The 13,931-nt window shown below is 39.7% G+C and carries 10 protein-coding genes; all 10 read right to left on the bottom strand.

What is annotated here, in order from left to right; genetic code table 11:
- Positions 1-153: 153 nt before the first annotated feature.
- From ftsZ to ZA05_RS07285, 10 genes are read right to left on the bottom strand one after another with little or no spacing between them, the layout of a single operon-like run.
- The gene (gene ftsZ / locus ZA05_RS07330) at positions 154-2,121 is read right to left on the bottom strand and encodes a cell division protein FtsZ (RefSeq protein ID WP_053991017.1); all 1,968 of its coding nucleotides are present in this window, start codon (positions 2,119-2,121) and stop codon (positions 154-156) included.
- 30 nt (positions 2,122-2,151) lie between these two features.
- On the bottom strand, positions 2,152-3,495 hold the full coding sequence (gene ftsA, locus ZA05_RS07325) for a cell division protein FtsA (protein ID WP_053991016.1): 1,344 nt from the start codon (positions 3,493-3,495) through the stop codon (positions 2,152-2,154).
- 3 nt (positions 3,496-3,498) lie between these two features.
- On the bottom strand, positions 3,499-4,218 hold the full coding sequence (locus tag ZA05_RS07320) for a cell division protein FtsQ/DivIB (RefSeq protein WP_053991015.1): 720 nt from the start codon (positions 4,216-4,218) through the stop codon (positions 3,499-3,501).
- Positions 4,208-5,563, bottom strand: a complete 1,356-nt coding sequence (gene murC / locus ZA05_RS07315; RefSeq protein ID WP_053991014.1) for a UDP-N-acetylmuramate--L-alanine ligase — start codon at positions 5,561-5,563, stop codon at positions 4,208-4,210. The genes ZA05_RS07320 and murC overlap by 11 nt, the downstream gene beginning before the upstream one ends.
- Positions 5,564-6,658: an undecaprenyldiphospho-muramoylpentapeptide beta-N-acetylglucosaminyltransferase gene (gene murG, locus ZA05_RS07310; protein WP_053991013.1), complete on the bottom strand. Its 1,095-nt coding sequence runs from the start codon at positions 6,656-6,658 to the stop codon at positions 5,564-5,566. It lies immediately after the preceding gene.
- A complete protein-coding gene (locus ZA05_RS07305; protein WP_053991012.1) occupies positions 6,658-7,860 on the bottom strand; it encodes an FtsW/RodA/SpoVE family cell cycle protein in 1,203 nt (400 codons plus the stop codon). Before ZA05_RS07305 ends, murG begins: the two co-directional genes overlap by 1 nt.
- Positions 7,861-7,885: 25 nt before the next feature.
- Positions 7,886-9,217, bottom strand: a complete 1,332-nt coding sequence (gene murD, locus ZA05_RS07300) for a UDP-N-acetylmuramoyl-L-alanine--D-glutamate ligase (protein ID WP_053991011.1) — start codon at positions 9,215-9,217, stop codon at positions 7,886-7,888.
- A complete protein-coding gene (gene mraY, locus ZA05_RS07295) occupies positions 9,218-10,459 on the bottom strand; it encodes a phospho-N-acetylmuramoyl-pentapeptide-transferase (protein WP_053991010.1) in 1,242 nt (413 codons plus the stop codon).
- Between the two features lie 10 nt (positions 10,460-10,469).
- On the bottom strand, positions 10,470-11,933 hold the full coding sequence (locus ZA05_RS07290; protein WP_053991009.1) for a UDP-N-acetylmuramoyl-L-alanyl-D-glutamate--2,6-diaminopimelate ligase: 1,464 nt from the start codon (positions 11,931-11,933) through the stop codon (positions 10,470-10,472).
- Complete coding sequence (locus tag ZA05_RS07285; protein ID WP_082333709.1) at positions 11,933-13,930, bottom strand: penicillin-binding protein; 1,998 nt, start codon at positions 13,928-13,930, stop codon at positions 11,933-11,935. Before ZA05_RS07285 ends, ZA05_RS07290 begins: the two co-directional genes overlap by 1 nt.
- Position 13,931 lies beyond the last annotated feature (1 nt).

Below are 13,931 nucleotides of genomic sequence, written 5' to 3'. Positions count from 1 at the left end.
TTTATTGAACTGCGAAGATAATAAAAAATAAAGATTGAAACCGACAGATTTTAACAGGAAAACCCCATTTTAAAGCCAAATAAAAAACCCGGAAAGCCACCATAATACCTCCCGGGTTTGACACAAGTGTGAAACACTAAACTAAATTTGCTATTAATCTACGTTGTCGTGTAAAAATGAATTGTTACTCCTTAATTGAATGTCATCATTGTCGTCAGTTCCAACAGACATTCTGGAAGCATTGGTTTCGGAGGAGTGCTGAGACTCCGCCAAATTCACACCCTGTCGTTTGTAAGCAGGTTCTTTTTCAATTTCGTCAATCTTTGCTGTATTGAACTTATAATTGAAGTCCTTCATTTTACGACGTCTCTCATCGGCGCGTTCTTTAAGCAGATCTGAGATAGGACTGTTCATAGGGTCCAATTCCTCTACTTCGCGTTTCTGAGGTTGTTCTGGTTCTACAACTTTACGTTCAAAAATGATATCCTCTTCAACTTTAGTTTCTTTTTTCAACTTAGCTTGGCTACTAGATGAATCCTCATCCATAAAATCATCCAAAGCGTAACGCTTTTCACCATTTTCATTGGCTTCCGTTACAGGAACTACTTCAATATGATCATTCACCTTAATGTTTTTGATCTCTCTGATGTTTCTAATTTCATCATCAAGATTAAACAACATTTTAGGCTCATTCCCCATGCCATGCTTAGGCTTTTCTTCCTGTTTTGGAGGCGTACTTAAAGGCAAATCAAAGGTCAATGAAATTTGTTCTTCCTGTTCGTATCCCTTACTAACAGACTTTTCTTCTTCTACCTCTTGAACCGGGGTGATGATAAAATCTTCTTCACTCATGGTTTTGTGGTCCAAAACCTCTTCATAAGATACATTGATGTTCTTGATAAACTCGGTTGTTGGAATTAATTCAGAATGCGAATTAGCAGGAGTCGCTTCTTCCTCCTCATCCTCATCCATCAAGGTATGCACCACCATTTTTGGAGCTTTAGGCTCTTCTTTTTCCAAAACAATATCTGGAGTAATAATGGCCGGGTCTTGTTCTTTCACCTTGACTTCATCCTTGTCATCTTCAAGGGCGTGAACTACCTTTTTTATTTCCGTATTGGAAATTTCGTGTTGTTGATCAATGTTAAATCCAGTAGCAATGATGGTTACGGAGATGGATTCTTGAAGTGATTCATCTTCACCAACCCCCATAATGATATTGGCACCATGACCAGCTTCGTTTTGAATGTGATCATTGATTTCTCCAATTTCGTCAATAGTAATTTCCTGAGATCCAGAAACGATAAGCAACAATACGTTTTTGGCTCCAGTAATTTTATTATCATTCAACAACGGCGAATCCAAAGCTTTCATAATAGCTTCCTGTGCACGCGTTTTACCGGATGCAGAAGCAGACCCCATTATGGCGGTTCCACTATTGCTCAATACGGTTTTGGCGTCACGTAAATCGATGTTTTGGGTATAGTGATGCGTAATTACTTCCGCTATACCCCTGGATGCCGTCGACAAGACCTCATCTGCCTTTGAGAATCCAGCCTTAAACCCTAAGTTACCATAAACCTCACGCAGTTTGTTGTTATTGATAACGATCAAGGAATCCACATGACTTCTCAGTTTTTCAATTCCTCTTTGGGCTTGCTCGTTTCTTGTCTTTCCTTCAAATTGGAAAGGCATGGTCACAATTCCCACGGTTAAAACATCCAGTTCTTTCGATAATTTGGCGATTACAGGAGCTGCTCCAGTACCAGTTCCTCCGCCCATTCCCGCAGTAATGAATACCATTTTTGTATTGGTATCCAACATGCGTTTGATATCTTCTAAACTCTCCAAAGCAGCCTGCTCCCCAACTTCTGGGTTTGCACCTGCTCCTAATCCTTCGGTTAAATTTACTCCTAATTGGATCTTGTTTGGGACACCACTATTTTGAAGTGCCTGGGAGTCTGTATTACAAATCACAAAGTCAACGCCCTTAATTCCTTGCTGGAACATGTGGTTAATGGCGTTGCTTCCTCCACCTCCAACACCAATCACCTTGATAACATTGGATTGGTTCTTTGGTAAATCGAATGCAATATTCCCAAATTCGTTGTTGTTGCTCATATAATTAGTTCTTTACTGGATTTATATTAATTATTCTGCGTTATCTAAAAAATCTTTTACTCGCTCTGTTAGTTTGTCCAAGAAGGATTTGCGTTCCTTTCGTGGCGGCTCTTGAGGTTGCTCTTCCTCAACAATATCTTCGGCAGGAGCTGACTCTACTTCAGGTTCTTCAACCACTTCCTCTACAACTTCTTCTTCAATGCGTATACGCTCTTGACGCTTTAAGCCGTCCATAACCAAACCAACAGCTGTAGCATATAGAGGGCTTGCCACATCTTCATCGCTATCACCGGCTAAATGCTCGTTAGGATACCCAATTCTGGTATCCATTCCTGTAATATATTCTACCAATTGCTTTAAGTGCTTTAATTGGGCACCTCCACCCGTCAACACAATTCCGGCAATCAATTTCTTTTTCTGCTCTTCGTGCCCGTAGTTTTTGATTTCCACATAGACTTGCTCTATGATTTCAACCACACGCGCATGGATGATCTTGGATAGGTTTTTCAAGGTAATTTCCTTTGGCTCCCTTCCTCTCAATCCTGGAATGGACACAATCTCATTATCCTTGTTTTCTCCCGGCCATGCCGATCCAAATTTTATTTTCAACAATTCAGCCTGTTTTTCAATAATTGAACAGCCCTCCTTGATATCTTCAGTAATCACATTTCCTCCAAAAGGAATTACCGCCGTGTGACGGATGATTCCGTCTTTGAACACTGCCAAATCGGTGGTACCACCTCCTATGTCGATAAGCGCCACTCCCGCCTCCTTTTCCTCTTGGCTCAAAACCGCATTAGCAGATGCTAATGGCTCCAAAGTGATGCCTTCCAATTCCAATCCGGAACTTTTCACACATCGGCCAATATTTCTGATAGATGATACTTGACCAACTACCACATGGAAATTGGCTTCCAAACGTCCACCATACATTCCAATAGGCTCCTTAATCTCGGCTTGACCATCTACTTTGTACTCCTGTGGCAATACATGAATAATCTCTTCCCCTGGCAACATTACCAATTTATGCACTTGGTTGATCAACATGTCGATATCATCATCATCAATCACCTTATCGGAATTGGCACGCGTGATATAATCGCTATGCTGCAAGCTTCTAATATGCTGCCCAGCAATCCCCACCGTAACCCCTTCGATTTTATATCCAGATTCAGCCTCGGCTTCTTGAACCGCCTGTTGAATAGATTGAATGGTTTGGGTAATATTGTTAACCACACCTCTGTGCACACCTAAGCTTTTGGATTTTCCAATTCCAAGAATCTCAACTTTTCCGTAATCATTTTTACGACCAATCATAGCCACAATTTTTGTGGTCCCTATGTCTAATCCTACTGAAATTTTATTGTTTTCCATTCTTTACTTTTTGGTGCAGATGACCTGATTATCAAATTTTAAGTTCACCGTGCTATAACTGTCAAGGGTTTTATCTTTATAGGCCTTTTGGTAAAAAGCCTTGAGATTGTTTAGTTTTTTATCCAATTTTTTTAAGCTACCAAACTTTATTACGAAGTCGTTTAGTCTAAATCTCACATCAATGGACTTGTCTTCGTTTTGGTGAATCTCAACAACATGCTGTTTTAAAAATTCATCTGTATAAACTTTGTTAGCAATATTGTATACGTTCTGTAAATCATTCTTAAGCACATTTCCCGTAACCATTGGTACTCTTGCAGAATAATTTGTAGACAAAGGCATGTAGGAACCTTCGGTATCTATGTAATAGGATGCGTTAGTATTTACTCGGGCAATAGGTTGTTTTTGCTCAATTTCTGTGGTGATCACTCCATCAACACTCATAAATACTTGAGCTTCCTTGATCAACGGATTGGAATTCAGGGCAGTCTCCAAGTATTTCAAATCTATAATTTCTTTAGGCTTGTTTGCAATAGACTGATTATTTTGTATTAACAACTTACTAACAGTCTGAGGTGTAATGAATAAGTTATCATCACCTAGAAAGTTAATTTCAGGCTCACTCACCTTGCGTTTAGCATTCCTTACAGAGGAAAATGCAAACAGTCCGCTCACCAAAATGAGCACGATCATCAGCTTTATATGTCCTTTGTTAATTTGCAACGCTTAACCCTTGTTTTATAGATTGTACTTCTTCTCCTATATCGCCGGCTCCCAATGTTAAAATCACGGTGGCTTCGGATTCCTTTATAGCCGAAATCAATTCCGGTTTTTCAACCAATGCCTTATGGCTATTGGATACTTTACCCAATAACCACTGGGAAGTCACCCCTTCAATTGGCAACTCTCTAGCTGGATAAATATCCAATAATATCAATTCATCAAATTTTGACAACTGCTCGGCAAATTCATCCGCAAAATCACGCGTTCTGCTAAACAAATGCGGTTGAAATACAGCCAAGACCTTTTGGCCCGGATACATTTCTCGAACAGCTTCATAAACCGCTCTAATTTCTTCAGGATGATGCGCATAGTCATCAATCAACACCTTATCATTCGTCTTGAGATGATAAGTAAATCTGCGTTTAACCCCCTTATAAGACGCTAATGCTTTGGCGAGCTGCTGGCGAGGGACTCCATATTCTACAGACATCGCCAAGGCAATTAACGCATTCGACAGATTGTGTCTACCAGGTAGGTCAAATTTTAAATCTTCAAGAATAGTTCCGCTAGGTGTTTTTACATCAAACACATAAGCTCCATTTTCTATTCTAATATTTTGAGCGGCATAGTCGGAATCATCCTCTATACCATATGTTATTCCTTTTAAAGGCAAACCATTTCTAACGAACAGTTTCCCTTCTGGCTTCAACTGCTTTGTAAACTGTACAAACGAATCCTGAAGCGCTTCCTTCTCTCCATAGATATCCAAATGGTCTGCATCCATAGAGGTGATACAAGCCATATTTGGAAACAAGGTCAAAAAGGACCTGTCAAATTCATCGGCTTCAACAACTGTCACCTCAGTTCCTTCCAAAATCAAGTTGGAATTGTAGTTTTGACTGATTCCTCCCAAAAAAGCGGTTACTTCTACCCCACATTCCTTCAACAAATGCCCAAGTATACTAGTTGTCGTGGTTTTCCCGTGAGTTCCGGCCACTGCCAGACAGAAGGTTTGCTTGGTAATTTCTCCCAACACCGTCGAACGCTTCATTACCAAAAATCCATTGGACTTGAAATATTCCAATTCTTTGTGATCTTTTGGCACTGCGGGGGTGTACACTACTAAAGTATTTTCAGGATTTAGAAAAGACTCCTCAATTTGATCCACAGCATCTTCAAAATGAACCTTAATGCCGAGTTCTTCCAAGGCAACCGTCACTTCGGTCTTGGTTTTATCATACCCAGCCACATACTTATTGTTGGCCGCAAAATATCGCGCCAAAGCGCTCATGCCTATGCCTCCAATTCCTATAAAATAGACGTTATGTATGTGTTTAAATTCCATTTATTTCTTCAAAAGCTTTTCAACTTCATCCACAATGTCCTTGGTAGCATTTACCAAAGCCAATGTTTTTATATGTTTACTTAACGATTCTCTTTGCTCTTTTGAACTCAATAATTTTGAGAACTCAGACTGAAAGTCGCTATTTAAATCTTGTTCTTTTATCATCACCGCGGCCTGTTTTTCAACAATGGCCATGGCATTTTTGGTTTGGTGGTCTTCGGATACGTTTGGCGAGGGGATAAAAATCACTGGTTTCCCAACCACACATAACTCCGATACCGAACTTGCGCCAGCCCTTGAAATGATGACATCTGCAGCGGCATAAGCCATATCCATATTGTTCAAAAATGGATGCACCTGCACACCTTCCATATCATTGTAGCGTTTGTATTGTTGATAATACAATTTGCCACATTGCCAAATTACCTGGACATTTTGCTCCTGCAAATACTCCAGTTGGCTTTCCACCAATTCATTTATTCTTCTAGCACCGAGACTTCCCCCCAAAACCAACAAGGTATGCTTACCGTGTTTTAATTTGAAAACATCTTTGGCTTCAATTGTTTTATTGTCTATCTCTAATAAATCCTGACGGATTGGGTTGCCTGTTTTTACCAATTTTTCCTTTGGAAAAAAACGCTCCAAACCATCATAGGCCACACAAATTTTATCCACCTGCTTTGCCAAAAGCTTATTGGTGATTCCTGGAAAGGAATTCTGCTCTTGAATCAAACTTGGAATATGCTTGGAAGACGCTACATACAGTAATGGTCCACTCGCAAATCCACCAGTACCAATAACGATATCTGGCTTGAAACTTTTGATAATTTTTCGAGAGCGCAGCAAGCTAATCCCCAATTTGAATGGAAACATAGCATTTTTTAGAGTCAACTTGCGTTGTATTCCAGAAATCCAAAGTCCTTCGATAGGATACCCCGCCTGCGGCACCTTTTCCATTTCCATTCTATCATTGGCACCAACAAACAGGAACTTAGCCTTCGGGTAACGGGACTTCAATTCATTTGCAATAGCAATAGCAGGGTAGATATGACCTCCTGTACCGCCTCCAGACAATATGATTTTATAGTTTCCCATTATATCGCTTCACTTAAAATTTCAAGTGGATTTTCTTCAATATTTATATCTTCTTCCTGCTCTTTTATTTCTTCCCTTTGAGCGCTTACACTCAAAATGATCCCTACCGCCATACAAGTCATCCAAATAGAGGTTCCCCCACTACTGATAAGCGGAAGTGTTTGTCCCGTTACAGGAAACAATTCCACAGCAACCGCCATATTGATCAAGGCCTGAAAGACAATTGGCAAGCCAACCCCCAGCACTAGTAATTTTCCAAAAATGGTATCCGATTTTTGTGATACAATCACAATTCTAAACAAAAACCAAGAGTACATTAATAGCAAAAACAACCCGCCTAAAAGACCATACTCTTCAATGATGATTGCAAAAATAAAATCGGATGATGACTGTGGTAAAAAGTTCTTTTGAACACTTTTACCAGGACCAACTCCCTGGATCCCTCCAGAAGCAATTGCTATTTTGGCTTTTTCTATTTGGTAATCTTCTTCGGTATCTTCACCATTGGAGAAATTTTCTATACGGCTTATCCACGTGTCTACCCTGTTAGGCATTAAATCGGGGAACGCCTTTGCTACCAACACAAAGAATGCCAACGCTAAAATTCCGGAACCCACTATAACCGCCAAATACTTTATGGGATACCCACCTATAAAGGTCAGTACCAACACCATAGCAAACATGATGGCCGTTGTTGAAAAATTCGCCGGCAAAATTAATATTAATACTAAAAAAACAGGCATCCAAAGCGGCAAAATACTCTCTTTAAACGATACTTTTTTATCCTGAATTTTCGAAAGATACCTGGCCACGTAAACCATCAATACCACAAAGGCCAATGTAGACGTCTGAAATGACATCCCTACTAACGGAATCTGTATCCACCTGCTTGCATTAGCCCCTTCAATAGTAGTTCCCTGTAACATTGTAACAACCAACAACACCAATACCACTGGCAACATCACCATGGACAAGCCCCTAAAATATCGATACGGGATCTTATGCGTACCATACATAATGACAAAGCCCAAAAGCAAATGCACAAAATGCTTTACAAAAAACGTAAACGTGCTCCCACCACCCACAGTATAAGCCAAATTACTGGATGCACTATACACGGGAAGAAAAGAGAAAATTGCCAACAGTGCCACAATGGCCCATATCAATCGATCTCCCTTTATATTTTCAAACAACTTTTGCACGTTACTGCTAATTTTTACTCTTTATTTATAAATTTCTTACTGCTTCTTTAAATTGACGACCTCTGTCCTCATAATTTTCAAACAAATCGAAACTCGCACAAGCAGGCGACAACAATACATTATCTCCAGCTTCGGCAAGTTTATATGCCATTTTAACGGCCTCCGTCATACTTTGAGTTTCTACAATAACATCAACCATACCCGAAAAACTATCCAATAACTTTTGATTATCAACCCCTAAACAAATGATAGCTTTTACCCTTTCGTTTACAAAACGATACAACTCGCTGTAATTATTCCCTTTATCCTCGCCTCCAACAATCCATACCGTAGGCGCATCCATACTTTCCAACGCGAAATAAGTAGCGTTTACATTAGTTGCTTTGGAGTCATTAATGTATTGCACCTTATTTATTTTAAGCACATTCTCCAAACGATGTTCTACACCTTGGAAATTCTCCAAACTTTCGCGTACCGTTTGTTTTCTAATTCTTAATAAATGTGCTACGGTTGATGCCGCCATGGCATTTTTCACATTGTGTTTACCTTCCAGTGCTATACTTTTTGTAGGCATAATAATAGGGTTGTTATCGATTGTTATTATAATATTTTCATTGTCTAAATAGGCGCCATTCTCAATTGTCTTCGTTAAAGAAAACGGCAATAATCTTGATTGAACAGGATGCTTCTCTAACCATTTATTGATTACTTCATCATCGGCGTCGTAGATTAAGTAATCATCCTTGGTTTGGTTCATGACAATCCTAAATTTGGATGCAATATAATTTTCAAACTTATAATCGTATCTATCCAAATGATCTGGCGTAATATTGGTAATCACAGCAATATGCGGCTTGAAATCCACAATATCATCCAGTTGAAAACTACTGATCTCCAAAACATAATTAGGATAGTTTTTTTCCAAAATCTGTTTTGCAAAACTATCGCCAATGTTTCCTGCCAATCCTACTTCCAGTTCCTGTTTGAGAATGTGATGGGTTAACGACGCTGTAGTTGTTTTACCATTACTCCCTGTGATTCCGACAATAGTTGCATCGGTATATCTTGACGCAAATTCTATTTCCGAAATCACGGGAATGCTGGCTGCTATTAATCGTCCTACCAAATTCACTTTATTAGGAATACCCGGACTTTTCATTACTAGGTCTGCATTGAGAATCTTAGCCTCTGTGTGCTGCTCTTCCTCCCAATCAATCTCATGATGTATAAGAACCTGATTATATTTCTCTTTTATTTTTCCCTTATCGGAAACAAATACTTCAAAACCTCTCGCTTTTCCCAAAAGTGCCGTTCCTACGCCACTTTCGCCGCCTCCCAAAATGACCAATCGTTTCATCTATCTAATTTTCAAGGTCACTATGGACAGGATTGCCAACAATATTCCCACAATCCAAAATCGAGTTACAATCTTACTCTCATGATATCCCGATTTCTGATAATGGTGATGTAAAGGTGACATCTTAAAAATGCGTCGACCTTCACCAAACTTCTTCTTGGTATATTTAAAATAGCTCACCTGCAATACCACAGATAAATTTTCAGCAAGGAAGATTCCACACAACACAGGAATCAACCACTCCTTTCTTACTGCAATTGCAATCACAGCTATAATTCCTCCAATAGTTAAACTACCGGTATCCCCCATAAACACTTGAGCAGGATAGGTGTTGTACCACAAGAAACCAATCAAAGCCCCAACAAATGCTGTAATGTAAATAGTGATTTCTTCTACTCTTGGGATGTACATAATATTGAGATAATCGGAGAAAATGATATTACCCGATACCCAAGCAAAAATCCCCAAAGTGAGCACAATTATTGCCGAAGTCCCTGCTGCCAAACCATCAATTCCATCGGTTAGGTTAGCCCCGTTAGATACCGCAGTAATGATAAAAATGGCCACGATTACAAATACCATCCAAGCGTATTGTTTTAAGTCTGGATGGATCCACGTAATTAAATCGGCATAATCAAACTCGTTACCCTTCACAAAAGGAATGGTGGTTTTTGTTGACTTTTCCTCGTCCTGAAACAACTTTGAAGGTGACACATTTGGATCATCCATCAAAATTTCTTGTTGCTGAGCAACGGGCAACTTCTCCTTTATGGTAACATTATCATTAAAGTAAAGCGTTGTCCCTACAATAATCCCTAGACCTACTTGCCCTAATACTTTAAAACGCCCTTTCAACCCTTCTTTATCATTTTTGAATTTCTTGATATAATCATCAATAAATCCAATAGTTCCCATCCAAACCGTGGTAACGATCAACAACAAAATGTAGACGTTATCTAACTTCGCCAATAAGAGCACTGGAATCAAAGTCGCCATAATGATGATGATTCCCCCCATCGTTGGTGTTCCCGCCTTTTCAACCTGTCCTTCCAGACCTAAATCCCTAATGGTTTCACCCACTTGCTGTCTCCGAAGGAAATTGATAATGCGCTTTCCATAGATGGTAGAAATCAACAAAGACAAAATAATTGCTATAGCTGCCCTGAATGTTAAATACCCAAAGAGTGATGCCCCAGGAAACTGGAATTCTTTTTCTAAATATTCGAATAGGTAATACAACATTGGTAACTTCTTATTTTTTCAACTGTTTTAAAAAATCCTTCACTATTTCGTAATCATCAAAATCAAAACGCTCGCCTTTGATTTCCTGATAGGTTTCATGCCCCTTTCCAGCCACCAAGATAATATCATTGGGTTGCGCCATTTGACATGCTGCTTTAATAGCTTGTTTCCTGTCTACAATAGACAGTGTTTTTTTGAAATTTTGAGGCTCTACCCCCTTTTCAATCTCCTCGATGATGGTTTCTGGCACCTCACTTCTAGGGTTGTCGCTGGTAAAAATGACCTTGGTACTTAAAGCCGAGGCAATATGCCCCATTTTAGGACGCTTGGTTTTATCCCTATCACCACCACAGCCCACAACCGTAATCAGCTCTTCATTCTTGGTCCGGATACTATTGATGGTTTCCAACACATTTTTCAAGGCATCCGGCGTATGCGCATAATCCACAATGGCCGTGATTTTATCTCCGGAAACAAAATATTGGAAACGTCCACTAACACTCTCCAATTGACTTACCAACTGAAGCACCTCTACGGTTTCCAACCCTAACAATTTGGCAGTAGCATAAATTGCCAAAATGTTATAGGCATTGAAATTTCCAATCAAACGTGTCCACACCTCATTGTCATCCAACTTCAACAACAAACCTCCAAATTGGTTTTCCAATATTTTGGCTTTAAAATCGGCATACGATTTCAAGGCATAGGTTTGCTTTTTAGCCTTGGTGTTTTGCATCATTACCAAGCCATTTTTATCATCAATATTTACCAATGCAAAGGCCGATTTTGGCAATTGATCGAAGAACATTTTTTTCACATCGCGGTATTCAGCAAATGTTTTATGATAGTCTAAATGATCGTGCGTTAAATTTGTAAAAATGCCCCCCTCAAAATGAAGCCCTTCCGTTCTGCACTGATGAATACCATGAGAACTCACCTCCATAAAACAAAACTCCACGCCCTCATCATTCATCTCCTTCAAATACTTATTGATAGTCAAAGAATCTGGAGTGGTATGAGTAGCCTTATATTCCTTGTCATCCACCATGATTTTTACCGTGGACAACAGACCAACCTTAAAGCCCGCCTTTTTAAACAACTGATACAACAATGTTGAAACGGTAGTTTTTCCATTGGTACCCGTCACTCCAACCAACTTTAAATTTTCAGATGGATTTCCATAAAAATTGGCCGCCATAAAAGCCAAGGCCATATTGGCATTCTCAACTTGTATATAGGTAACCCTTTCTTTCAATTCCTTTGGCAGAACCTCACAAACAATCGCCGCAGCACCATCCTCAATAGCCTTTTCTATAAAGTCATGACCATCCACCACAGTACCCTTGATAGCAACAAATACATCATTGCTTTTAACCTTTCGAGAATCAAAATGTACAGATCCCACCTTCACAGAAGTACTTCCCACCACTGCGTTTAAGGTCACCTTATACAATATGTCCTTTAATTCTATCATCAAATATTCAATACTACAGTTTGGTTAGGCGCTATTTTCACCCCCTTATTAACAGATTGTCTCCTCACTTCACCAACACCGTTCACCTTCACTTTCAAGCCCATGTTCTCCAAAAGCGCCATAGCATCCATGACCGGCATCCCCACCACATTCGGCATGATTGTCTTATAGGTTTTAGCCACCTCATAATAGGTTTCAAAATCCTTTTCAGTCTTCGCATCGGCAAACTCTAATTGCTCAACTTCATCTATCAAAGGCGTATCGGTAAAGATCTTCTGTGCAATTCTTTTAAACACAGGTCCGGTAACATCTGCTCCATAATACCCCTTTTTTACACTAGGCTTATGAATTACCACGATACATGAATATTTGGGATTGTCCGCAGGAAAATACCCTGCAAAAGACGAAATGTAACGTCTATTTTCTTTCCAATCCTTCATCCAATATTCGGTTTGGGCCGTACCAGTTTTTCCGGCCATTGAAAAATGCGGCGAATACAAAGAATGCCCTGTACCACGTTCCACAACATTCTTTAATATATCTTGAATTTCCTTCAAGGTTTTATCCGAACAAATCCTATTCTTAAGCTCTACTTGCTCAAAAGACTCTACAACTCTATCCAATTCTTTAACAGAACGCACGAACCTAGGCTTCACCATCACCCCATTATTAGCTATAGCATTGTAAAAGGTCAACGTCTGCAAAGGTGTCAACTTTAAATTATAGCCATAAGCCATAGAGGGCAAGGCGTTTTTACTCCATATTTTATCACCCGGACTTGGAATAACCGGCTGCCCTTCGCCCAAAATTGGCAATCCCAAAGGCTTGTCTAATCTCCAATCCTTAAGATGATCAACAAATTTTTGCGGTTGTTTTGAATACCCTTGATCTATAATAGTCGCTAATCCAATATTGGACGACACCTCCAGAGTTCTAGCTACCGAAATCTTGCCATGCCCATGAGTATCATAAATACCACGGCCATAAAACTGCTTATACCCCATTTTGGTATCGATGATAGCAGACGTATCTACAACTTTATCTTCCAAAGCAGCCATTAAAGCCATTACTTTAAACGTAGAACCCGGCTCATGAGCCTCACCCACCGCATAATTCAAACGCTCATAATAGTGTCCGTTTTCGTTTCTACCCAAATTAGAAATTGCCTTGATCTCACCAGTTTCAGCCTCCATCACAACCACACAGCCATGGTCTGCCTCATACTCCTCCAACTGCTTCAACAGAGCATGATGAGCCACATCCTGAATATTAACATCAATAGTGGTATATAGATCGTAGCCATCCTGAGGCTCCACTTCATTATAATCGGCAATAGGTTTCCATTGCCCGTTTCCAATCTTTTGCTTCAACCTATGCCCATTTACACCACTCAAATACTCCTGTCCATAAGCTCCTTCAATTCCCGCTCTAGTAACATTTCCTTCTCCATCTACTCTTTCATACCCAATCGAACGATGCGCGATAGCACCCATAGGATGTTCCCGACGAGTAGTTTGCTCTACAATCAAGCCTCCTTTATAAGCTCCAAGGTTTAACATTGGAAAATTCCTAATCCTTATATAATTGGAGTAACTGATGTTTCTAGCAATCAAATAATATCTATTCTTATTAGCTCGAGCTTTCCTCAAATAGTTTTGATACAAGGCAGAAGGCTTCCCGGAATATTTGGACAAGGAATCACAAAGAGGAATCAAATACTTTTCAAACGTACGTGCCGAAGGCGTCAAGGCATCAAACCTAATATCATACTTAGGAATAGAGGTTGCCAACAAACTACCATCGGCAGAATATACATTGCCTCTGTTTGCTGGAATCTCAACATTTTTAACGGTACGTTTCTCCGCCAAGTCCCGATACTTATCCCCCTGCACAAACTGAATCACAAACAGCTTAAACACTACTGCAAGCACAAAGACAAACATGGTCCCTGCCACAAAGTACAACTTATTCAATATGTTCTTTTCTGTTACTGCCACG

The sequence above is a fragment of the Mangrovimonas sp. TPBH4 genome (assembly GCF_001280505.1).
GTDB lineage: Bacteria > Bacteroidota > Bacteroidia > Flavobacteriales > Flavobacteriaceae > Mangrovimonas_A.
Note: the sequence above shows the minus strand (reverse complement) of the source record. Positions and strands in the feature narration are given on the sequence as shown.